This window comes from Kribbella ginsengisoli (assembly GCF_039537185.1).
Taxonomy (GTDB): domain Bacteria; phylum Actinomycetota; class Actinomycetes; order Propionibacteriales; family Kribbellaceae; genus Kribbella; species Kribbella koreensis.
Genome location: NZ_BAABAA010000001.1, coordinates 575090 through 596865 on the forward strand (window position 1 = coordinate 575090; position 21776 = coordinate 596865).

General features: G+C 68.8%; 24 protein-coding genes. 7 read left to right on the plus strand and 17 right to left on the minus strand.

Features of this window, described 5'->3' with window-relative positions:
* Positions 1-2: 2 nt before the first annotated feature.
* From ABD768_RS02495 to ABD768_RS02510, 4 genes are all read right to left on the minus strand, one after another.
* Positions 3-710: a VOC family protein gene (locus tag ABD768_RS02495; protein ID WP_344836831.1), complete on the minus strand. Its 708-nt coding sequence runs from the start codon at positions 708-710 to the stop codon at positions 3-5.
* Positions 711-779: 69 nt separating this feature from the next.
* Positions 780-1607: a phosphotransferase gene (locus ABD768_RS02500; protein ID WP_344836834.1), complete on the minus strand. Its 828-nt coding sequence runs from the start codon at positions 1605-1607 to the stop codon at positions 780-782.
* Positions 1604-2131 carry a GNAT family N-acetyltransferase gene (locus tag ABD768_RS02505; protein ID WP_343979280.1) on the minus strand — a complete coding sequence of 176 codons (528 nt, stop codon included), beginning with the start codon at positions 2129-2131 and terminating at the stop codon, positions 1604-1606. The genes ABD768_RS02500 and ABD768_RS02505 overlap by 4 nt, the downstream gene beginning before the upstream one ends.
* Positions 2109-2675 (minus strand): cysteine hydrolase family protein, encoded by a 567-nt coding sequence (locus tag ABD768_RS02510; protein ID WP_344836837.1) that lies wholly within the window; start codon positions 2673-2675, stop codon positions 2109-2111. Before ABD768_RS02510 ends, ABD768_RS02505 begins: the two co-directional genes overlap by 23 nt.
* Before the next feature lie 114 nt (positions 2676-2789).
* Between ABD768_RS02510 and ABD768_RS02515 the strand changes: the two genes are divergently transcribed.
* A complete protein-coding gene (locus ABD768_RS02515; RefSeq protein WP_344836840.1) occupies positions 2790-3740 on the plus strand; it encodes a helix-turn-helix transcriptional regulator in 951 nt (316 codons plus the stop codon).
* On the opposite strand, the gene ABD768_RS02520 is transcribed toward ABD768_RS02515, so the two are convergent.
* Together ABD768_RS02520 and ABD768_RS02525 are read right to left on the minus strand one after the other, a co-directional pair.
* Complete coding sequence (locus tag ABD768_RS02520; protein WP_343979270.1) at positions 3722-4192, minus strand: GNAT family N-acetyltransferase; 471 nt, start codon at positions 4190-4192, stop codon at positions 3722-3724. The genes ABD768_RS02515 and ABD768_RS02520 overlap by 19 nt on opposite strands.
* A gap of 80 nt (positions 4193-4272) precedes the next feature.
* Positions 4273-4674, minus strand: coding sequence for a hypothetical protein (locus ABD768_RS02525; protein ID WP_344836842.1), 402 nt, complete (start codon positions 4672-4674; stop codon positions 4273-4275).
* A gap of 15 nt (positions 4675-4689) precedes the next feature.
* Here ABD768_RS02525 and ABD768_RS02530 point away from each other — a divergent pair, with 15 nt between their 5' ends.
* On the plus strand, positions 4690-5214 hold the full coding sequence (locus tag ABD768_RS02530) for an LppU/SCO3897 family protein (RefSeq protein ID WP_344836844.1): 525 nt from the start codon (positions 4690-4692) through the stop codon (positions 5212-5214).
* 40 nt (positions 5215-5254) lie between these two features.
* On the opposite strand, the gene ABD768_RS02535 is transcribed toward ABD768_RS02530, so the two are convergent.
* Positions 5255-5692, minus strand: a complete 438-nt coding sequence (locus ABD768_RS02535) for a nucleoside deaminase (RefSeq protein WP_343979262.1) — start codon at positions 5690-5692, stop codon at positions 5255-5257.
* Positions 5689-6537, minus strand: a complete 849-nt coding sequence (locus tag ABD768_RS02540) for an LLM class flavin-dependent oxidoreductase (RefSeq protein ID WP_344836847.1) — start codon at positions 6535-6537, stop codon at positions 5689-5691. The genes ABD768_RS02535 and ABD768_RS02540 overlap by 4 nt, the downstream gene beginning before the upstream one ends.
* Positions 6538-6630: 93 nt before the next feature.
* On the opposite strand from ABD768_RS02540, the gene ABD768_RS02545 reads away from it, so the two are divergent.
* Complete coding sequence (locus ABD768_RS02545; RefSeq protein WP_344836849.1) at positions 6631-7089, plus strand: Lrp/AsnC family transcriptional regulator; 459 nt, start codon at positions 6631-6633, stop codon at positions 7087-7089.
* Positions 7090-7096: 7 nt separating this feature from the next.
* On the opposite strand, the gene ABD768_RS02550 is transcribed toward ABD768_RS02545, so the two are convergent.
* From ABD768_RS02550 to ABD768_RS02560, 3 genes are read right to left on the minus strand one after another with little or no spacing between them, the layout of a single operon-like run.
* A complete protein-coding gene (locus tag ABD768_RS02550) occupies positions 7097-7525 on the minus strand; it encodes an OsmC family protein (protein ID WP_344836851.1) in 429 nt (142 codons plus the stop codon).
* Between the two features lie 30 nt (positions 7526-7555).
* Entirely contained in the window at positions 7556-8209 is a 654-nt protein-coding gene (locus ABD768_RS02555) for an SDR family oxidoreductase (protein WP_344836853.1), read from the minus strand.
* Positions 8210-8235: 26 nt separating this feature from the next.
* Positions 8236-10116: a propionyl-CoA synthetase gene (locus tag ABD768_RS02560; RefSeq protein WP_344836855.1), complete on the minus strand. Its 1881-nt coding sequence runs from the start codon at positions 10114-10116 to the stop codon at positions 8236-8238.
* A 70-nt stretch (positions 10117-10186) separates the two neighbouring features.
* Between ABD768_RS02560 and ABD768_RS02565 the strand changes: the two genes are divergently transcribed.
* The gene (locus ABD768_RS02565) at positions 10187-11107 is read left to right on the plus strand and encodes a threonine/serine dehydratase (protein WP_344836858.1); all 921 of its coding nucleotides are present in this window, start codon (positions 10187-10189) and stop codon (positions 11105-11107) included.
* Here ABD768_RS02565 and ABD768_RS02570 read toward each other — a convergent pair.
* Together ABD768_RS02570 and ABD768_RS02575 are read right to left on the minus strand one after the other, a co-directional pair.
* Positions 11093-11533 (minus strand): GNAT family N-acetyltransferase, encoded by a 441-nt coding sequence (locus tag ABD768_RS02570; RefSeq protein WP_344836861.1) that lies wholly within the window; start codon positions 11531-11533, stop codon positions 11093-11095. The genes ABD768_RS02565 and ABD768_RS02570 overlap by 15 nt on opposite strands.
* A gap of 68 nt (positions 11534-11601) precedes the next feature.
* A complete protein-coding gene (locus ABD768_RS02575) occupies positions 11602-12225 on the minus strand; it encodes a rhomboid family intramembrane serine protease (protein WP_343979239.1) in 624 nt (207 codons plus the stop codon).
* Positions 12226-12484: 259 nt separating this feature from the next.
* On the opposite strand from ABD768_RS02575, the gene ABD768_RS02580 reads away from it, so the two are divergent.
* Positions 12485-13696, plus strand: a complete 1212-nt coding sequence (locus ABD768_RS02580; RefSeq protein ID WP_343979236.1) for a Cmx/CmrA family chloramphenicol efflux MFS transporter — start codon at positions 12485-12487, stop codon at positions 13694-13696.
* Here the strand turns inward: ABD768_RS02580 and ABD768_RS02585 are convergent.
* From ABD768_RS02585 to ABD768_RS02600, 4 genes are all read right to left on the minus strand, one after another.
* Complete coding sequence (locus ABD768_RS02585; protein ID WP_344836862.1) at positions 13693-15105, minus strand: APC family permease; 1413 nt, start codon at positions 15103-15105, stop codon at positions 13693-13695. The two genes, ABD768_RS02580 and ABD768_RS02585, sit on opposite strands and share 4 nt — an antisense overlap.
* A 61-nt stretch (positions 15106-15166) precedes the next feature.
* Positions 15167-15796 carry an HNH endonuclease family protein gene (locus ABD768_RS02590; protein ID WP_344836865.1) on the minus strand — a complete coding sequence of 210 codons (630 nt, stop codon included), beginning with the start codon at positions 15794-15796 and terminating at the stop codon, positions 15167-15169.
* Positions 15797-15914: 118 nt separating this feature from the next.
* Positions 15915-16679 (minus strand): YaaA family protein, encoded by a 765-nt coding sequence (locus ABD768_RS02595; RefSeq protein WP_344836868.1) that lies wholly within the window; start codon positions 16677-16679, stop codon positions 15915-15917.
* Complete coding sequence (locus ABD768_RS02600) at positions 16679-17623, minus strand: aldo/keto reductase (RefSeq protein ID WP_344836871.1); 945 nt, start codon at positions 17621-17623, stop codon at positions 16679-16681. The genes ABD768_RS02595 and ABD768_RS02600 overlap by 1 nt, the downstream gene beginning before the upstream one ends.
* A gap of 58 nt (positions 17624-17681) precedes the next feature.
* Between ABD768_RS02600 and pepN the strand changes: the two genes are divergently transcribed.
* Entirely contained in the window at positions 17682-20138 is a 2457-nt protein-coding gene (pepN, locus tag ABD768_RS02605; RefSeq protein WP_344836874.1) for an aminopeptidase N, read from the plus strand.
* A gap of 213 nt (positions 20139-20351) precedes the next feature.
* The gene (gene sepH / locus ABD768_RS02610; protein ID WP_344836877.1) at positions 20352-21776 is read left to right on the plus strand and encodes a septation protein SepH; all 1425 of its coding nucleotides are present in this window, start codon (positions 20352-20354) and stop codon (positions 21774-21776) included.

Below are 21776 nucleotides of genomic sequence, written 5' to 3' on the forward strand. Positions count from 1 at the left end.
GTTCACCGCAGGACGCTGAACTCGTTGCCGTCGGGGTCGGTCAGCTCGATCGAGCCGTCCTCCCCCGGGCCGGTTTCGCTGAGCTTCGCACCGAGGGACACCAGCCGATCGACCTCGGCCTGCTGATCGCCGCCGACGCCCGGGGTGAGGTCCAGGCGCAGCCGGTTCTTCCCGGTCTTCGGGCGTACCGGTGGCCCACCCCAGCTGATCTTCGAGCCGCCTTCGGGTGACTGGATCGCTGTCTCCTCGTCCTGATCCCACACCAGCGGCCAACCGAGTGCCTCACTCCAGAAGTACCCGACCGCCTGGCTCCCGTCTGACGACAGCGCACCGATCACTGCGGTGTCGGCGAGGAAGTTGTTGCCAGGCTCGATCACGCAGAACTCGTTGCCCTCAGGATCGGCCAGCACGACATGACCGTCATCCGGCGTCTGCCCGATATCGATGTGCCGGCCACCCAGCTCCAGCGCCTTCGCCACCTTCTGCTGCTGGCCCTCGAGCGACTCACTCGTCAGATCGAAATGCATCTGGTTGGGCTCCGTCTTCGCCTCGCCGGTCGGCAGGAACCGAATCGCGAACTCGGTCTTCGCACCCGCCAGCAAGGTGACGCCGTCCGCGGCCACCTCACGGCCAAGCACGCCGGCCCAGAACCGCGTGAGCCGAACCGGATCATTCGCATCGAACTCGAGCCCAACCAACCGAGACGTCATACCCACGACGCTAGGTGCTCCAGCAGTCACCGGGCAACACGATTAGATGAGGACCCCTCCCCTGTCGGGTCAGGAGTCGAGGACTTCGGTGAGCATGCGGAGGCCTTGTTGTTCGTAGGGGGCGGCGCCTACCTGGTGGGCCCAGGCTGTGGTGCCGATGGCTTCGCGGACTCGTTGGCGGTGCCAGGAGTCGGGGTCGCGAGGGTCAGGGCCGTAGCCGGACAGGAAGGCTTGTTCCAAGGATGGGTTGGTGCGGAATTGCTGGGCGGCTAGGCGGCCGAAGTCTGTGTACGCCGGGCGGAGGGCGGCTCGGCCGAAGTCGATCACGCTGACTGTGCCGTTGTGGATCAGCCAGTTGCGGGGTTGCCAGTCGCCGTGGGCCGGGACCAGCTCAGTGGTTGGGGTCGGCCAGGAGGTGATGAGGGTGCGGAGTCGGTCGACGACGTCGGGTGCGATGCGGTGCGGTCTGGTGAGCCAGGCGAGTGCCTTCTCGTTTTCGCCCGCTTCGAAGTCGTCGGTGACGGCGGATTGGGCGTGGAGTTGGGCTAGTAGTTCGCCGGCTTGGCGGTAGGTCTCCGGGTTGTGTTCGTGGTCGGTGCCTTCGACCAGGTGTCCTGGCAGGTAGCCGGTGACGAGCAACTTGGCCTGCTCGTCGCTGTGGACGAGTTCCGGTGCGCGGTTGTGCGCTGTCCACGGCTTCAGCCAGGTTTGGTGTGCCTCGATCTCGGTGGCGATGTTGCCGTCGGCGGCGTCGCCGGCCTTGGCGATGTACCGATCACCGTCCTGCAGCAACTCCAGGACGGTCGTGCCGACCAGGCCCCAGCTGAGGTCCTTGACCACCTCGGCCCGGGGCAACCACTCGGCCAGAAGGTCACGCTGCCGTTGATCCAAGGTCATGCGGCAAGTCTGCCCATCACTTGAACTCCTGGGCGGAGCACCCCGAGCTTCCACCAGCCCGCGGACGTGTAGAGCTGGACAGCGGGGTCGTCTGCAGAGTCGCTGGTGCTGAGCAGGCAGCGGGTTGTGACGGATTCGAGCAGCTTGTCGTGGAGGGCGCGGCCGAGACCTCTGCCGCGGTAGGCAGGCAGGACCGCAAGCTCGACCAGCTCGAAGTGTCCGCCGACCCATTCGTCGGTGATGACGGCCGGCAGTGCTTGGCAGACCAGGTCGCTCCAGTACTGGCCTCGCTGACCCGTGTATCCCCAACCGAACCCGACAACACCCGAGCCGTCGACAGCTGAGTCATCGGCGAGCGAGTCATCGACCGCTGTCACGAGGCGGTAGCCGTCGCGGGCGGCATGGTGGTCGTACAGGTCGGTGCGCCACTGATCGAAGGTGTCGAAGTCACCGAAGACCTCCTGGTAGATCGGCCAGATCTCGTCGGCCAGTCCTGAAGCGTCAGTGTGAAGGTGAATCTCCAAGGCTTACCTCTGCGGTGGTGGCGGTGCCGGCGGTTCGGCCGGGAGCTTGGTGGTTGGACCAGTAGAGGTTGGTGTGGGAGATGACCTTGTCGGGAGTCGGCGCGCCCCACTCGGAGAGATCTTCGGTGGTGTGGGCGTCGCTGACCAGGAGGGTGTCGTAGCCGCGGACGATCGCGCCGTGCAGGGTCGAGCGGATGCACTCGTCGGTCTGCGCGCCGGTGACGACGAGGCGGCCGATCTTGCGGTCGGCGAGGACGGAGTCGAGGTCGGTGTCCTCGAAGGAGTCGGGGTAGCGCTTGTGGACGACGGGCTCGGACTCCCCCAGCTTCAGCTCCGGGACGTACTGCCAGCCGTCGCTGTCGATCGGCATGTGCTCGCTGGAGTGCTGCACCCAGATCACCGGTACGTCGCCGGCGCGTGCCTGGTCGACCAGGGTGGCGATGTTCGCGACCACGGCGTCCCGGTCGTGGGCACCCTCCATCACGCCGTTCTGCACGTCGATCACGATCAGCGCGGACTCCGTCCGGCCCTCCAGCGTCGTCATCACGATCCCCTTCCACCCACTCGCCGACTGTTGGGGCCCATGCTAGGAACGGCCGCCGACAAAACCCGGCGAAAGTAGTCACCGGGTGAGCAGTTTGTTTGGGAGGATCGGTTCATGCGGGCTGATCGGTTGGTGGCGACGCTGTTGCTGATGCAGGCGCGCGGTCGGGTGACCGCGGCCGAGCTGGCCGAGGAGCTGGAGATCTCGGTGGCGACGGCGCGACGGGATCTCGAGGCGTTGTCGACCGCGGGGATCCCGGTTTATCCACAGCCCGGGCGCAACGGTGGATGGTCGTTGCTGGGCGGGGCGCGGACCGATCTCAGTGGGCTCAATGCGACCGAGGCGCAGGCGTTGTTCCTGCTCGTCGGGCCGGCGGCGTCGGTTGCTCCGGAGGCGAAGGCCGCGCTGCGGAAGTTGGTGCGGGCGCTGCCCGATACATTCCGCGCGGATGCTGAGGCGGCCGCCGAGGCGGTGGTGATCGACCCGGCGCGCTGGGGTGAGCACGTCAAGGAACGGCCCGAGCTGGTCCGCCGGTTGCAGGACGCCGTCGTCCGGAGGGTCAAGGTCAGACTCCGGTACGCCGGACGCGGCCGCGCCGAGTCGGAACGGCTGGTCGACCCACTCGGGCTGATCGACAAGGACGACATCTGGTACCTGATCGCGGGGACCGAGAAGGGGCAGCGCACCTTTCGGGTCGAGCGGATCACGGAGGCGGAGCTCACCGGCGTACCGGCTGAGCGGCCGGACGACTTCGATCTGTCCGAGGCGTGGAGCCGGGTGGTCGAGGAAATGGAGCAGCGACGGTCGTTGCTGGCGGCGACGTTGCTGATCGAGGAGCGCTACCTGTGGGTGATGCAGGATCGGCACGGCCGGCATGTCGAGGTGGTCGGTCCGGTCGACGACGGGCGGATCAAGCTGCGGCTGACCGCGCCCACTCCCCTGATGATCGCGCAGCATCTGGCCGGCTGGGGCGCGATGATCGAGGTGCTGGATCCGCCGTCGGTGCAGGCTGAGCTGGCGCGGCTCGGCAAGGAGCTGGCGGCTCGCTACAGCGGAATGGAGTAGATGATGAAGCCGCGGTTCTCGGCGACCTGGTCGTAGAGACGGCGGGCGGTCGCGTTGGACTCGTGGGTCGACCAGTAGACGCGGCCGCAGTTCTGGGTGCGGGCCCAGTCGGTGACGGTGTCGATCAATGCGCGTCCGACGCCGCGGCCGCGGGCCGCCGGAGCGGTGAAAAGGTCTTGCAGGTAACAGGAATCGGCCGCCGTGGTGCTCGCGTGGGTGAGGAAGTGGACGATGCCGACCAGCTCGCCGTCGATTCTGGCGGCCAGCGCGTGCATTCGGGTACCGGTGGTGAATTCCGCCCAGGAATGGTCGAAGAATTCGGCCGGCATGGTGCGTCCGTAGAATTCGTTGTAGCCGGCGAAGAGCTCCTCCCAGGTCTTGCGGTCGGCCGGCTCGAGCGGGCCGATGGTGAGGCCGGCGGGCTTTTCGGGGGCTGTGGGTGGCTCGGTCACCAGGTCACCGTTTCATACCGGAGGGTTCTGGTGAACCAGGCCGGTGAGTAGGGTGCGGTGTCGGTTTTTCCCGAATCGAGTTAACAGGAAACTTTGTGACCACTACGCCGCCGCCCGGCCAGCAGTACCCTCCGCACCCGCAGCAACCGGGCCAGCACCCTCAGCAGTTCCCCCAGTACGGCCCGCCCCAGGGCCAGCCGCAAGGACAGCCCCAGTTCCCGCCACCGCAGCAGCCTCACTACGGGCAGCCGGAGCAGGGTGCGCCGCAATACGCGCAGCCGGGTCAGGGTGCTCCGCAGTACGGCCAGCCGGGGCCGGGTGGTCCGCAGCCGCAGTACGGGCAGCAGAACTACACGCCGCCGCAGCAGCAGCCGGGGCAGTTCCCGCAGGGGCAGCAGTTCGCTCAGGGGCAGCCGGGACAGACGTTGCAGTGCCGGTTCTGTGGTGGGGTGCCGGCTGTTGAGGCTACTGTGCGGGGGCATCAGGGGTTCTTGGTGATGATGCGGTTCCTGAAGTTGCAGGGGCCGTTCTGCAAGACCTGTGGCACCGCGGCGACCCGTGACATGACCGCGAAGAGCATGTGGCAGGGCTGGTGGGGTGTCGGGTCGATGATCATCAACCCGATCACGATGCTGATGAACCTCGGTACCTCCTCGAAGTTCAAGAACCTGCCCGAGCCCGCCCCGGGTGCGCCCGGCCGTCCGATGGAACCGGGCAAGCCGCTGTTCCAGCGCCCGGCCGTAATCGGTCTGCTGATCCCGATCGCCGTCATCGCGCTGATCGTCGTCGCCAACCTGAACAAGGACCCCGAGGCCACGATCGGCTCCTGCGTCTACAACAAGGGCACCGCCGACAAGCCGAACGTGAAGGTCGTCGACTGCTCGTCCAGCGACGCCGACTACAAGGTGATCGGCCGGCTCGACAACACCGTGGACGGCGACAAGTGCGCCAAGTTCCAGGACTCGACCGTGTCGTACACGGACCGGAAGGCGAAGTTCACCCTCTGCCTGACCCCCAACTAGTACTGCGCTCTGCCCAGCCCACCGGCTGGGCAGAGCCAGCTCAGTTGTAGTACCCGTCTACAGGCGCCCGCGCCTCGTCGTACAGGGCGGGACCCTCCTGCGGAACCGCAGCGAAGCCGCCGCCAGGCTTGAGCCCGTTGAGCTGCTCACCGGACAGGGCATAGACGACACGGCCCAGCCCGGAGCGCTCGATGGCGCCCGTGCACATCCCGCACGGCTGGCAGCTCGTGTACATCGTGGTGCCGGCGGCCGCGTCGGCGTCCAGCTCTCGCGCGGCCCACTTGGCGAGTTTGAGCTCCGGGTGGGCGCTGATGTCGTTGTCGGTGATGCTGGTGTTGTGGTCCTCGGCGATCACCGTGCCGTCAGGACCGACCAGCAGTGAGCCGAACGGCGGGTTCCCGGACTCCCGGGCCGCCGCGGCGAGGGCGATCGCACGGCGCAGGAAGTCTTCCTTGGCTGACGCTGTTGCTGAGGTCACTGTTGCTCCACTCCATCCAGGGACGCCGCGACGGTCGCGAGGTCCTTCCAGGCGTTCTGCGGCCGCTCGGTCTCGGCCGGATCGCCGCCGAACGGGTCCAGTACTACCTCCGTAGCCCCGAGCTGCCGGAGCTCCTCGAGATCGCCCAGTACCTGCTCGAGCGATCCCTCCCCCGTTACCCGCTCGCCCTCGGGCAACGGCTCCACGGTGAGCCGAAGAACGATCCGCGGCGCGAAGCCCGGCACCGGTCGGCCTTCCTCGACAGCCAGTTCCTTCAGCCGGTCGAGTCCGGCCCGCATCCAGTCGACGCGTTGGCGCAGCGGATGCCACGCGTCTCCGAGCCGTACTGCGCGGCGCAGGCCGGCGTCGCTTCCACCGCCGACCCAGATCGGGATGTCACCGGCACGGTAGTCCGACTCGTTGGACCAGGCCGCGCGGACCTCGCGGATCAGCTCGTCGGTGAGCTTGCCGCGACGGCTGAAGTCGACGCCGAGCGCCTCGAACTCCTGCCGCGCCCATCCCACCCCGATCCCGAGCACCAGTCGCCCGCCGCTCAATGAGTTGAGGTTGGCCGCCATCCGGGCGACCAGCAGCGGGTGCCGGTACGGCGCGATCAGTACCGTCGTACCGAGCCCGATCGAGGTGAATCCCGCTAACCAGCTCAGCGTGGTGAAGGGCTCGTAGAAGGGCGCCGGGTACTGCGCCGCGACGTCAGGCGTGACCGCGACATGGTCGGAGACCAGCAGCCGGTCGTAGCCGAGGCCCTCGACCGTCTGGGCCCAGTCGCGGAGCCGGCCGGGGTCGGCGCCGGGGCCGAAGTTGGGGACGTTCACACCGAGTTTCACCCCCTCAGGCTATCCAGCCGAAAGGCCGTCCCTGAAGAGATTCCTCGCCGAAAACCGGGTTCGCAGCCATGGATTCACCGGTAGATTGGCCCGATGACCGTGACTCTCGATCAGACCGACTGGGCCATCCTGGTCGAGGTGCAGCGCGACGGCCGGATCCCGCTGACGGAGCTGGGCCGCCGGATCAACCTCAGCGCCTCGGCGACGACCGAGCGCTTGAAGCGGCTGGAGTCGACCGGCGTCATCAGCGGCTACCGCGCGGACGTCGATCTGGCGAAGGTCGGGTTCGCCGTGCTGGCCGTCGTACGGCTGAAGTACCCCGGCAACAAGCACGAACCGCTGAAGCAACTCCTCGAGAAGCGCCCTGAGATCCTCGAATGCCTCCGTACCACCGGCGACGACTGCTACACCCTCAAGCTCGCCGCCGGCTCGATGGCCCACCTGGAAGAACTCGTCAACGAACTGACCGAGTTCGGCAGCACCACCACGAACCTCGTCTACAGCCAGACCCAGCCGTACCGGGGCCCGCAGGCCCCGCCGCCAGAGCTGTGATCCAGGGTCAGTCGAACAGGGTCGTGGTGACTGGGGTGCCCAGCTCGACCGTCCGGCTGACTGTGCAGAGGCGGTCGTGCGACATCTTCACCGCTCGCGGCAGCGCCTCACGGGCCTTGTCGCCGTCTTCGCCCTCGGGGAAGTGGATGGTGAACTCGACCGCAAGGTTCTCGAGGCGGTTGCCCTGCTCGGTGTCGCGGAGCTTGTCGCCGCTGACCGTCGCGCGGAACTCGGTCGGCTCGGCGCGGCGGCTCGTCACGATGTCGACGTCGATCGCCGAGCAGGTGCCGATCGCCGCCAGCAGGAGCTCGACCGGGGTGAAGTCGGTGTCGGCGCCGGAGCCGACCGAGATGCTGCCGCCGCGGACGTTGCGGACCTCGTACTTGCTGTTGGCGGTGCGCTCGAACTGCACGTACCGGTGGTTGTCGTCGCCCATATCAATCGCAATCTGTTGCTGTCAGCAACGTCAGAGAGTGGCCAGTGCCTCGGCGGCAGGGGTGTCGCCGCCGATCAGTTCCAGGGTCCGGCCGATCGCGGCCGGGGTGCCGCACAGGCCTGCCAGGATGAGCGCGACGTCGTCACGGGTGACGCTGCCGCGACCGGTCTTGTCCGCGAGCAGCACCAGGCCGGTACCGGGGTCGTTGGTCAGCGAGCCCGGCCGCAGGACCGTCCAGTCCAGCCCGTCGCGGGCACGCAGGTCGTCCTCGGCAGCCTTCTTGGCCTTCAGATAGATCGTGAAGGACTCGTTCGGATCCAGCTGGTCGACGCGGTCGGCGCCCATCGAGCTGACCTGGATGTGACGCCGTACGCCGGCCTGCTCGGCCGCATCAGCCAGCAGCGCGGCCGCGCCACGGTCGACGGTGTCCTTGCGGTCGTTGCCGCTCCCGGGTCCCGCGCCGGCCGAGAAGATCGCGACATCCGCGCCCTCCAGCACCTTCGCCACCGACTCGACATCGGCCGACTCGAGGTCCAGTACCGCCGCCTCGCCGCCGGCCGCCGCGATGTCGGCCTCGTGCGCGGGGTTGCGCACCAGCCCGACGATCGAGTGCCCGTCCGCGGCGAGCAGCTTCGTCAGCCGCAGCGCGATCTGTCCATGTCCACCAGCTATGACGACTCGCATACCCCCGAGCCTAGTTCACACGTTTGTCAGGGCTCTTGCCGGAGGATCGGCCGGAGCGCGTCGAGCACCGTCGCGTCCTCGATCGTCGACGGGACCGGTTCGTCGCGGCCGTCGGCGATTCCGCGCATCGTCTTGCGGAGGATCTTGCCCGAGCGGGTCTTCGGCAGCGCGTCGACCACCGAGACGTCGCGGAACGCGGCCACCGGGCCGATGTCGCGACGTATGGCCGCCACCAACTCCCCCTGCAGAACCTCAGGCGAGATGGTCGCGCCCGCCTTCAGGACGACCAGCCCACGCGGCAGTTGCCCTTTCAGAGCGTCGTGCACACCGATCACTGCGCACTCGGCGACGGCGGGATGCGAAGCGAGCACCGCTTCCATGCTCCCGGTCGACAGGCGATGCCCGGCCACGTTGATCACGTCGTCGGTCCGGCCCATCACGAAGACGTAGCCGTCGGCATCGACGTACCCGGAGTCGCCAGTGAGGTAGTACCCGTCGAACCGGCTCAGGTAGTTGTCGATGTAGCGCTGGTCGTCACCCCACAGCGTCGGCAACGCCCCCGGCGGCAGCGGCAGCTTGATCGCGATCGAGCCCTCCTCCCCTGCCGGCAGTCGCGACCCATCGGCATCGAGCACCTGTACATCCCAGCCGGGCAGTGGCACGGTCGCCGATCCGGGCTTCACCGGCAGTGGCTCCAGCCCGCGCGGGTTCGCGACGATGGGCCAGCCCGTCTCGGTCTGCCACCAGTGATCGACCACCGGTACGCCGAGCTTCTCGTGCGCCCAGTGGTACGTCTCCGGATCGAGCCGCTCACCGGCCAGGAAGAGCGTGCTGAACCCGTCCAGCCGGTACTTCGCCAGCTCGGCCGCCTCCGGATCGACCTTCTTGATCGCCCGCAACGCTGTCGGCGCGGTGAAGAGCGCCTTGACACCGTGGTCGGAGATCACTCGCCAGAAGGCGCCCGCGTCCGGCGTACCGACCGGCTTGCCCTCGTAGAGGACAGTCGTGGCGCCGATGAGCAGTGGCGCGTAGACGATGTACGAATGCCCGACGACCCAGCCGACGTCGGAGGCGGTCCACCAGACGTCGCCGGGCTTGATGTCGTAGACGGCGCCCATCGTCCAGGCGAGCGCGACGGCGTGCCCGCCGTTGTCGCGGACGACGCCCTTCGGTTTCCCTGTCGTGCCGGACGTGTAGAGCACGTACAGCGGGTCGGTCGCCGCGACCGGCACCGGATCGGCCGGGGTGGCGTTCGCGACCGCGTCAGACCAGGCGATGTCGCCTTCGCCGAGCCGGCCGGGCAGGAACTCGCGTTGCAGCAGGATGGTCCGGTCCGGCCGGTGCCGGGCGAGCTCGAGCGCGGCGTCGACGATCGGCTTGTACTCGACCAGCCGGGACGGCTCGATCCCGCACGAGGCGGCGACGATCACCTTCGGGCGCGCGTCGTCGATCCGGGCCGCCAGTTCCTTCGGGGCGAACCCGCCGAACACCACCGAATGGATCGCGCCGAGCCGGGCGCAGGCGAGCATCGTGATGACGGCCTCGGGGATCATCGGAAGGTACACGATGACCCGATCGCCCTTCCGCACGCCCTGGTCGCGCAGCGCGCCCGCGAAGAGGGCGACCTCGTCGCGCAGTTCGGCATAGGTATAGCTGCGCGTGTAGTCGGTGACGGGTGAGTCGTAGATCAAGGCGGTGCGGTCACCGAGCCCGGCCTCGATATGGCGATCGAGCGCGTTGTACGACGTGTTGAGCTCGCCATCGGGGAACCAGCGATAGATCGGTGCCGCCGAGTCGTCCAGCGCTCGCGTGGGCGGCCGGGTCCAGGTGATCGCGCCGGCCGCCTCGAGCCAGAACCCCTCCGGGTCCGCCAGGCTGCGGCGATAGCTGTCCTCGTATGCGCCCATCGAGTCGCCTCCAACTCAGTAGAGAAGCTCGAACCACGGTAGTCCCGATCGGCGTGGCAGGGTGGGATACATGACCGTGACTCCTGCCGACATCCAGCTCGCCGCCGACCGGATCGCCGGGCGCGTCCGCCGTACGCCGGTACTGCGCGTATCCCCGACGCTGACCTTCAAGCTGGAGCTCGTCCAGCACGTCGGCTCCTTCAAGCCGCGCGGCGCGTTCAACCGGCTGCTCGTCGCGAAGGAGCAAGGCGCTCTCACCGGACAGGGCATCGTCACCGCGTCCGGTGGCAACGCGGGCCTGGCCGGCGCGTACGCCGCTCGCGAGCTCGGCGTACCGGCTCGTATCTTCGTCCCCACCACGGCGCCGGCCGCCAAGGTTGCGCGGCTGCGGACTCTCGACGCGGATGTCGTGCAGGTCGGCAACGAGTACGCCGAGGCGTACGAAGCCGCCGTCGCCGAGGCAGGCAAGTCGGGTGCGCTGCTGTTGCATGCGTACGACCAGCCGGAGGTCGTGGCCGGTCAGGGGACGATCGGGCTGGAGTTGCTGGAGGACCTCGAAGACTTCGACACCGTGCTCGTCGCCGTCGGCGGTGGCGGGCTGATCGGAGGCATCGCGACCGCGCTCGGAGACCGCGCCCAGGTCGTCGGCATCGAGCCCGAACTGGCCCCGACCCTGGCGAAGACGCTCGACGCAGGTGAGCTGATCGACGTTGCGGTCGGTGGTGTGGCGGCCGATTCACTCGGCGCCCGCCGCTTCGGAGCCCTCGCCTTAGAGGCGGTCCAGGCGAACAAGGTCGAGTCGGTGCTGGTCACCGAGGAGTCGATCGTTGCCGCTCGCAATGAGCTCTGGCGCGAGTACCAGCTCGCCGTCGAGCACGGTGCCGCCGTCACGTACGCGGCCTTGCAGACCGGTGCCTACCAGCCGGCCGAGGGAGAGCACGTAGTAGCAGTCATCTGCGGCGCCAACACCGACCTCTCAACGATCAGTTGAGCGCAGGGTGATGAAGGGGATCGTGTCACCTGGCAGCAGGTAACGCTCGATCTCGACGAAGCCGTGGGAGAGGGCGAAGCGCAGGCCGTCCTGGTTGGACTCGAGGACGATCGTATCCACCGAGTCGGACAGGGCCAGGGCGTGGGGCAGTTCGGCCCGGTAGAACTGGTCGCCGAAGCCTTGGCGGCGGTGGGCGGGCAATACCCGGACGATCAGGGTGGCGGCCGGGGTGTCGTCCTCTGGTGGGCGCACGGTCGCGCAGCCGACCGGTACGTCGCCGTCGTAGGCGACCGTCAGGCGCCGACGCTGCGCCCGCTCACTGATGACGTCCAGCGGGAGCGGATCCGTCGGGATGATCTCGTTGTGCACCAACTGCCAGTCCGACAGCCCTGGGCCGTCCATGACGTGCTCGATCCGGAGACTCACCGCCGCAGCCAACCGCAACCCGACTCCGACCGTCAAACCAGTTGGCTCGGGCCGGCGCCGGAGCCGGGTTAGATCACCGGGCGTTGGGTGATGGCTTTCGGGCGGTCGTCCGACAGGACCCAGGCGGCGAAGATGCCGGCCAGGCCGCCGCAGAGGTGACCCTGCCAGGAGATGCCGTCTTGTGGCAGGAGGCTGGACAGCAGGGCGCTGCCCCAGACGACGATGACGATCACGCCGACCGCGACCTGGCCGAGGCGGCGGTTGAAGATGCCGCGGGCGATCAAATACGCCGCGTACCCGAAGACCACCCCGCTCGCGCCGATCGTGATCGTGTGCGGTGGTGAGATCAGCCAGGTGCCGAACCCGCTGAGCACCGCCACGATCGCGGTGACGTAGAACAACTGTTTCGCGCCGCTGACCGCGATCAGCGCGCCGAGCGTGACGAGCGGCAGCGTGTTGGAGATCAGGTGCCCGAACCCCAGGTGCAGGAACGGCGCGGTCAGGATGCCGAACAGTCCGTCGGGGTCGCGGGCGATGATCCCGTACTGATCGAGCCGGCCGTTCAGGGCGGTGTCGACGGTCTCACTGACCCACATCAGCCCGACGAACAGGACCAGCAGCTTGAGCCCGCTGCTGATCTTGGCGCCGTCGACGACGCCGCGGGTGCGTCGCGCTGGAGTCGGGTAGCTCATGTCTCAACTCTGCCCGATCCGGCCAAACGAAAGCGGCGTGGCGCGCGTCACGAAACAGCGGACTCGCCGGGGCGTACCGGTTGCAGGAAGCTGCAACAACTGTCCGGGGTCTGGGCGTGGCGCTGCGTGATCGGAGTGGCTCGGTCACACTGGATGCCACGGTCCCGATACTCGCCGTCACCAGCGGTGACAGCGGTGACAGCGGTGACCGTTTCTGAGCCGCCCTGCACGACCCAGAATCCGGAGGGAACACCGCGCGATGCCGATCGCTGTCTACATCCTGGGCCTGGCCATCTTCGCCCAGGGCACGTCCGAGCTGATGCTGGCCGGCCTGCTGCCGGAGCTGGCGACCGACCTCGGCGTGTCCATCCCGGATGCGGGCCTGCTGATCTCGGCGTTCGCGGTCGGCATGCTGATCGGCGCCCCGGTCCTCGCGGTCGTCACGCTGCGCTGGTCCCGGCGGACGGCGTTGCTGGTGTTCCTCGCGCTCTTCGCGCTCAGCCACGTCGCCGGCGCGCTCACCCCGAACTACGAGTTCCTGCTCGTCACCCGCGTGATCGGCGCCTTCGTGTACGCCGGGTTCTGGGCCGTCGCCGCGGTGACCGCCGTCGGGCTGGTACCGGTGACGTCGCGTGCCCGGGCGATGAGCGTCGTCACCGGCGGCCTCACGATCGCGACCATCGTCGGGCTGCCGGCCGGCACGATCATCGGCCAGCACTTCGGCTGGCGGGCCGCGTTCTGGACCGTAGCGATCATGTCGGTCTGCGCGATGGCAGGCATCCTGGCCACCATCCCGCTCGGCCGCCCCGACACCAGCCAGACCCCACGGATCTCGACCGAGCTGCGCGCGATGGTCAACCCCCGGCTCTGGCTCTCGTACGCCACCACCGCGCTGGTCACCGCCGCGATCCTGGTGGTCTTCAGCTACCTCGCTCCCCTGCTCACCGACACGGCCGGCCTGCACCCGAGCGCCGTACCGGCCGTGCTCGCCCTGTACGGCGTGGGCTCGCTGATCGGCATCACGATCGGCGGCCGGTACTCCGATGCGCTGCCCTTCCGCACCCTGGCGGTCGGGATCACCGGACTGTGCGCGATGTCGGCCACGCTCGCGGTCTGGGCCGGCACCCCGGTGGTCGCGATCGGCTCGATCTTCCTGCTCGGCGGCTTCGGCTTCGCGGTGAACCCGGCTCTGAACGCGCGGGTGTTCAGCCTGGCCGGTGACGCGCCGACCCTGGCGACGGCGGTCAACTTCTCGTCGTTCAACGTCGGCATCACGATCGGCCCGTGGATCGGTGGGCTGGCCATCGACGCCGGCGCCGGCTACCAGGCGCTCGGCTGGCTCGCCGTCGGGCTCGGCCTGGCCGCGCTCGGCACGGTCGTCCTCGCCGCGCTGCTCCCGCTCCACCCGGTCGCCCGGCCGCGTGCGGTGGACACCCCGAGGATGACCACCGCACAGAGCACCGAGGGTTAGTTCACCGGACCGCTCGGGTCGAGGTGGCTCGGGTCGAAGTCGGCCTTGCGCTTGAACACGTACTTGTTCAGCAGCCAGGTGATCGCCCACAGCCCGACGCCGACGATCATCAGGTAGCCGGCGATCTTGTAGTCGTCGCCGGCGCGGCCGGACAGCGGACTGGCCAGATAGACGCACAGGATGAAGCCGAGCACCGGCAACGCCGTCGGCGCGTGGAAGTGCCTGTGCTCGACCCGGTCGCGACGCAGTACCAGGACGGCGACGTTGACGACCGCGAACACGCACAGCAAGAGGAACGCGGTCGTGCCGCCGAGCGCGGCCAGGTCGGCGTACCCGATCAGGAAGAACGCGAGCAGGGTGGTGAACAGGATCGCCACCCACGGCGTGCGGCGCTTGTGCAGGACGCGGCCGAGCGGGCCGGGCAGGACCTTCTCGTGGGACATGCCGTAGAGCAGGCGGCTGGCCATCAGCATGTTGATCAGCGCCGAGTTCGCCACGGCGAACATCGTGATCCAGGCGAAGATCTGGAGCGGGAATCCCGGAGCGCCGGCCTGGATCACCTTCAGCAGCGGGGTGGCGCCCTTGTTCAGCTCATCCGGAGAGACCAGCGCGACCGCAGAGATCGCGACCAGAACGTAGATCACGCCGGTGATGCTGAGCCCGATCAGCATGATCTTGGGGAAGATCCTGACCGGGTCCTTGGTCTCCTCGGCCATGTTCACCGAGTCCTCGAAGCCGACCATCGCGAAGAACGCCAGTGCCGTCGCCGCGGTGACCGCGCTGAACGGCGACTCACCCGACGGCGTGTTGAAGTCGGTCAGCCGGGAGGTGTCGCCGTCGCCGTTGGCCAGTGCCCAGGCGCCGATCGCGATCACGATCAGCAGACCGGACAGCTCGACCAGGGTCAGTACGACGTTCGCCTTGACGCTCTCGCCGACGCCGCGCAGGTTGACCAGGGCGATCAGCGCCATGAACGACAGCGCGGTGATCATCAGGATCGAGCCGTGCGAGGAGTCGATCTTGACGGCTTTGAAGAAGTTCTCCGAGAACGCCTTCGACGCGCTCGAGGCCGAGGTCAGCCCCGAGCACATCACCGCGAAGGTGAGCAGGAAGGTGAGGAAGTGGATGCCGAACGCCTTGTGCGTGTAGACCGCGGCGCCACCGGCCTTCGGGTACTTCGTGACGAGCTCGAGGTAGCTCGTCGCCGTCAGCATCGCGACGACGAACGCGCACAGGAACGGCAGCCAGACCGCGCCGCCCACCTCGCCCGCCACCTTGCCGGTCAGGGCGTAGACACCGGTGCCGAGGATGTCGCCGACCACGAACAGCAGGAGCAGCCCGGGGCCCATCACGCGTTTCAGTTCGGGACGATCCTCGGTCGCGGTGGGTGCACTAGCGGTGTCACTCATGCTGCCTCCCAGGGTCTGTCACGCTGTGGTCCCACAGGGTAGACCGGGAGTAGCCGAATAATCAGCAGGCCGCGAGCATCTGTTGCAGCGCGGTCTTCTCGGCCGACTGCAGCGACAGGCCGTAGGTGTACTTCACCCAGATCCACTCGCGGGCGTAGATGCAGTGCACCGAGGCGTTGGCCGGCTGCCAGGACGCCGGGTCGCTGTCGCCCTTGGAGCGGTTGCTCGACGCCGAGACCGCGATCAGCTGCGCGATGGTCAGGTTGTTGGCGAACTCTTCGCGCTTGGCAGTGGTCCAGGTGCTCGCCCCGGACTTCCAGGCCTCGGCCAGCGGCACGATGTGATCGATGTCCACCCCCGAGGAGGTGGTGACGTAGGTGGCGTCGTACACGCTGTACCACTTGCCGGCCGTCGGCTGGCAGCTGCTGTCGACGGTGACGCCGGTGCCGTCGCGTTTGAGCACCATCTCGCGGGTGTCGCAGGTCCCCGAGACCGTGTGCCAGTGCGGGAACTTGTCGCGGCTGTAGCCGGTCGTGCTGCCTTCCGCCTTCACCGTCAAGGAGTTCAGCTGGGTCTGTGCGGTGCTGGCGGACGGCGGGGTCGGTGGGTAGGCGAGAGCTGGTTGGGTACCGACGATCCAGGCTGTCGTCGCTGCGACAACGCTGATCGAGCAGGCAAGTAGGCGACGCATCTTCAGGCCTCCGAGGTTGGGCGGTGACTTCTTCGGCCCCCCTGACGAACTGCGCTGCCTAACCCTTCCCCGGCCGCATGACCAGAGAAACCACCTGCGCGTTAATGCCGGATGAAAGCTAGTCGTGCTCTACGACGGTGAGAGTCCATGCAGCGCCAGTCCGGTCGAGCTCGGCGTTCCAGCGCTCGGCGATCAGCTTGTGCAGGGCCTTCGGCGTACCGGGGTCCTTGCCCGACTCCAGCAGATGGCGTGCGACCAGGCCCCGCGTGTGCTTCGCGTTGTGCGAGACGACCGAGCGGACTCCCCCGCGCTCGCGCACGACGGACACCGCCACCCACTTGGCCGCCTGCTCACCCACCGGCTTCCACGCGGCGGCGTAGGTCGACGAGCGGCAGTCGACGATCACCGAGTTCCCAGCGACCGCCTCGAGCGTCGCGGCCAGCGGGTCTCGCCACACCGACGCCATCGGCCCGAGCCCGGGCAGCGTCGTACCCATCGACAGCCGGTACGCCGGTACGCGGTCCGCCATCCGCAACGCACCCCACGCCGCCGACATCACCAGCAGCCGGGTGTTGGCCCGGCGCTTGGTGCCCGGCGACAGCGTCGAGTAGCCCAGTGCGTCGTACAGGACTCCCGAGTACAACTCCGAGACCGGCACCGACGGCTCGGACCGCCACCGGGTGTTCCGCTCGACCTCGCTCGCCAGCGAGGCGCCGACGTTCAGTACGCCGTACGCGTCCTCCGTCGAACTCACCTTGGCCAGGGACTCCAGCACGGTCTCGCGGACGTCGTTGAGCTCGGGGAACGACAGCGAGGGCAAGTGCACCGCGTTGCCGCGCGCGCGGCCCGACTTGCCCTCGGACGGTGGTAGCAGGATGAGCATCAGGTCAGCTCGTCCAGGGTCGCCAGGTCCTCGAAGGTCGGCTCCCACAGGCCGGCCGCGACGTTCTGTTCGATCTGCTCGGGCCGGGTGGCGCCGGCGATCACCGACGCGACGGTCGGCTGCGCCGCGAGCCCGCCGATGGCGACGTCCAGCAGGGTGAGATCGCGCTCGGCGGCGAAAGTCTCGAGCGCCTCGATCTTGTCGAAGTCGGCCCGCGCCAGCCGCTCGGGCTGCTTGGCCAGCCGGGTCCCGGCAGGCGGCTCGGCGCCGCGCTTGTACTTACCCGTCAGCAGGCCGGCCGCGAGCGGGAAGAACGGCAGTACGCCGATGCCGAGGTGCTCGCAGGCCGGGATCAGCTCGTCCTCGACCTCACGCTCGAGCAGGTTGTACCGGTTCTGCGCGCTGATGAAGTGCTGCGAGCCATTGGTCCGCGCTGCCCAGTCGGCGTCGACCACCTGCCAGCCCGCGAACTGCGAACTGCCCAGATAGCGAACCTTGCCCTCGGCAACCAGTTCGGACAGTGCGGCCAGGGTCTCCTCGATCGGGGTGACCTCGTCCGGCACGTGCAGCTGGTAGAGGTCGATCCAGTCGGTGCCCAGCCGGCGCAGGCTCGACTCGACCGCCTTGCGGATGTACCGGCGGGAGCCGCGGACACCCCAGTCGGGCCCGTTCTCGCCCTTCATGTCACCGCCGAACTTGGTGGCGATCACCACGTCGTCGCGGCGGGCGCCGAGCGCCTTGCCGAGGATCTCCTCGCTCGACCCGTGCTCGCCGCGGTACACGTCGGCGGTGTCGAACAAGGTGATGCCCGCATCCAGCGCGGCTCCGACGACAGCCTCGGCCTGGCCCGCGTCGATCCGGCCGCCGAAGTTGTTGCAACCCAGGCCGACCACACTCACGGTGAGGCCGGAGTCACCCAGCTGGCGATACTCCATCTCGGTCATGGGCAAACTGTATCGATGCCGCCGCCGTCGGCTGGGACGAGCGCATAGAGTGCTCGGCATGCCGAGCCTCACCGTCGCCGGCGCCCGTACCCGGGCCGCCGCACTCTCCGTTCATTCGTACGACGTCGACCTCGACCTCACCCAGGGCGAGCGGACGTTCGGATCGACCACCAGGATCGTCTTCTCCGCCGCCGAGCAGTCCAGCTGGCTCGACGTGAAACCCGACGAGCTGGTGTCGGTCACGCTGAACGGTCAGCCGGTCGACGTGGCCGGCCTGGCCGACGGCCGGCTCGGCCTGACCGGGCTGCGCGCGGAGAACGAGCTCGTCGTGGTGGCGAAGATGCTGTACTCCAACGACGGCGAGGGCCTGCACCGCAGTGTCGACGCCGCCGACGGGCTGACCTATCTCTACGCGATGTCGTTCCTGGACGCCGCGCCCCGGTTCTTCGCGTGTTTCGACCAACCCGACCTCAAGGCGCCGTACCGGATGACCGTGACCACGCCGACGGACTGGATCGTGCTCGGCAACGGCGCGGCCACCCAGGTGTCGCCGGGGCGCTGGGAGCTGGCGGAGACGAAGCCACTCTCGACGTACTTCGTGACGCTGGTCGCCGGGCCGTACCACCAGATCCTCGGTGAGCACGACGGCATCCCGCTCGGGCTCGTCTCGCGGCAGTCGCTGGCCGAGGCACTCGACCGGGAGGCCGAGGACCTGTTCGAGGTGACCGGGCAGGCCTTCGACGAATTCCACCGGCTCTTCGGCTACCGCTACCCGTTCGGTGAGTACCACCAGGCGTTCGTGCCCGAGTTCAACGCCGGCGCGATGGAGAACCCAGGCTGCGTGACGTTCCGCGACCAGATGGTGTTCCGGTCCACGGTGACCGAGGGCGAGCGCAGCAACCGGGCCCGGACCGTCGTGCACGAGATGGCGCATCAGTGGTTCGGCGACACGGTGACCATGCAGTGGTGGAACGACCTGTGGCTGAACGAGTCGTTCGCGGAGTACATGGCCCACCGGGTGGCGACCGCCGCGACGCGCTACACCGACAACTGGATCGACTTCGGGTTCATGCGCAAGTGGTGGGGACTGCAGGCCGACCAGCGCTCGTCGAGCCACCCGGTCGCCGCCGACGCGGTCAAGGACGCGCTCGCCTCACTCGACGACTTCGACGGCATCTCCTACGCCAAGGGCGCGGCGGTGCTGAAGCAGCTCAACGCCTATCTCGGCGACGAAGTGTTCCTGAACGGTGTCAAGGCGCACATCAACGCGAACGAGTTCGGCAACGCGACCTTCGCCGACCTGGTCGCCAAGTGGACCGAGGCCGGCGCGGTCGGCCTCGACGCGTGGGCGCAGAACTGGCTCCGTACGCCGGGCATGGACACCATCACCGCCGAGCGCACGGCCACCGGCATCAAGCTGCACCGCAAGGCCCCGGCCGCCCACCCGGCCGACCGTCCGCACCAGCTGACCATCGGCGGGTACGACGAGTCCGGCCAGGGCGTGTCCGTACCGGTCCTGCTCGACGCCGATTCGGTCGAGGTCGAGCTGGACCCGTCGATCGCGGTTGTCGTCCCGGACGCGGCCGACGACACCTGGGCGAAGATCCGGTTCGACGCGCAGAGCCTGGGCAAGTTGTCCGCGGTGATGCCGAAGATCGAGGACGGTGTGACCCGCGCGGTCATCCTGAACAGCCTGCGTGACTCGACCGCCGACGCCGAGCTCGACCCGCGGCTCGCCTTCGACGTGGTGCTCGCCGCGCTGCCGGCCGAGACCAACGACATCGCCTTCAGCACGATGGCCGGCTGGGCGACCGCAGTACTCGGCCGGTACCTCCCGGTGGAGCCGTATCGCGCGCGGCTGGCCGCCGTACTGACCGAGCGCCTTCAGTCCGCGCCGGCCGGGAGCAGCCTGCAACTCGCGGTCGCGCGGCGCGTGGTCGCGGCGACCGATGACGTGCAGCTGCTGAACGGGTGGCTCGCGGGCGACGGCGTACCGGACGGGCTGGCAGTCGATGCCGAGCTGCGCTGGGTGATCACGCTCCAGCTGGCGGCGCTCGGGGCGATCGATGACGCCGGGATCGACGCGGAGCTGGCTCGGGACGCGTCGTCGGAAGGTGCCGTGCACGCGACCCGATGCCGCGCCGCGCTGCCGACGGCCGAGGCGAAGGAACGGGCCTGGGCACAGATCAGCACCGACGCCGACATCGCCAACTACGAGCTCTACGCGGCGTGCGAGGGGTTCTGGCATCACTCGCAGATCGAGCTCACGGCGCCGTACGTGGACCGGTACTTCGCGGAGATCGCGGGCACCGAGAAGCTGCGCTCGGGCTGGGTGGTCGCGCGGACCGCGCTGCTGGCGTTCCCGATCTACGCGATCGACGAACGGGTCGCCGAGCTGGCGGCCGGGCTGGTCGCCGACGAGGATGTCCCGGCCGGGATCCGGCGGGCGGTCGGGGATCACCACGACGACCTGCTCCGCGCGCTCGCGGTGCGGGCGGCGTACCCGCTCGGCTGAGATGGGAACCGACCGGTTTGCGTCACCTCGGTGTCGTGATCACTGGCGGTTGTGACTAGTGTGACTGATGTGACGACAAGGACCCTTCTGAGCAGGCAGAATGGGGTTTTGTGACGCAACCTCCACACTGATCGGCGGGCACGGCGCGCCGGTCTTGGTCGAGGCGCAGGTATCGGGAGAGACTGTTCAGAACCGCACAGGAGAACATAGGCAATGCGCGAGGCGAGGCTCGTCGGTCTGAGCCAGGATGGCAAACAGCTCATCCTGGCGCTGGCAGAGACGGGTGAGGAGTTCGCCGTCCCGGTCGACGACCGGTTGCGTGCGGCCCTGCGCGGCGACCGTGCCCGACTCGGCCAGCTGGAGATTCAAATGGAGAGCGCGCTCCGCCCACGAGACATCCAGGCCAGGATCCGGGCCGGCGAGAGTCCCGAGGCGGTCGCTGCCGTCGCGCAGATGCCGATGGAGCGGGTGATGGCGTTCGCCGGTCCCGTGCTGGCCGAGCGCGATCACGTCGCGAGCCTTGCCCAGCGCGCGTCCGTCCGCCGTCGTGGCGGTGGCGACGCCCCGACCCGCAACCTCGGTGCGTGGGTGACCGAGCGGCTGCGGATCCGTGGCGTCGACCCGGCGTCGGCCGAGTGGGACGCCTGGCGGCGCGACGACGGCCGGTGGGCCGTGCGCGTTTCGTACTTCGTCGAGGAGAACGACGAGAAGGTCGCGATGTTCGCCTACGACGCTCCGGGGCGCTACGCGGTCCCGGACGACGACGAGGCGCGCTGGCTGGTCGGAGAGCAGGCGCAGGTGATCGCGCCGCAGCCGACCTCGGAGCGCCGGCTCACCGCGGTGGCCGACTTCGATCTGAGTCTGGCGCCTGATCACGGGGCTGACAGCTATGAGGCCGGCTTCGAGGACACGATCAGTTTGCCGCGCGGTCGCGCGGCCCAGGCGGATCGGGACGCGAACCGGGACACGGGACGTGGGTTCGGGCGGGACCCGGAGTACGGCACCGCTCGTGACGTGGAGCGCGGGCCGCGCCGGGTGCACTCGGTGCCGAGCCCCGACGAAGAGCCGACCCTGATCGACGTACCGATCGAGCCCCCGCCAACCCTGCGCCCCGCAGTCCGCGCGGTCGAACGCCCCGCCCAGCTCCCAGTCGAGGCCCCGCCGCTATCTTCCCCGGAGGAACGCGCCGCCGCCCCCGAAAACCGCTTCACCGAACGCCGCATGCCACCCCCCGACCGTCCGGCACCGGCCGAGCAGCCACCGGCTGCCCGTGAGGCCGCGCGACCTGCCGAGCCTCGGCGGGATGCGCCCCGTCCTGCGGATCCGCGGCCGGCTGCGCGCGAGTCGGGGCCGGCCGAAGGCCACGGCTTGGGTGGTGTACGTCCGGCGGCGCCGAAGCCTGCGGATCCGCGGCGTTCGGCCGAGCCCGTTGGTGGACAGCCTGCTGGGCAGCCCGGTCCCGCTCAGCCAGCCGCCGGCCAGGCAGCTCCTGGGCAGGCGCCCGCAGCTGAGCCGGCCGGCGCGGCGCCGGCTGCTGAGGCTCCGGCTGAGGAGAAGAAGAAGCCGGCTAAGCGGGGGTCGAAGCGGGCCAGTGTGCCTAGCTGGGACGAGATCATGTTCGGCAAGAAGGCCGACTGA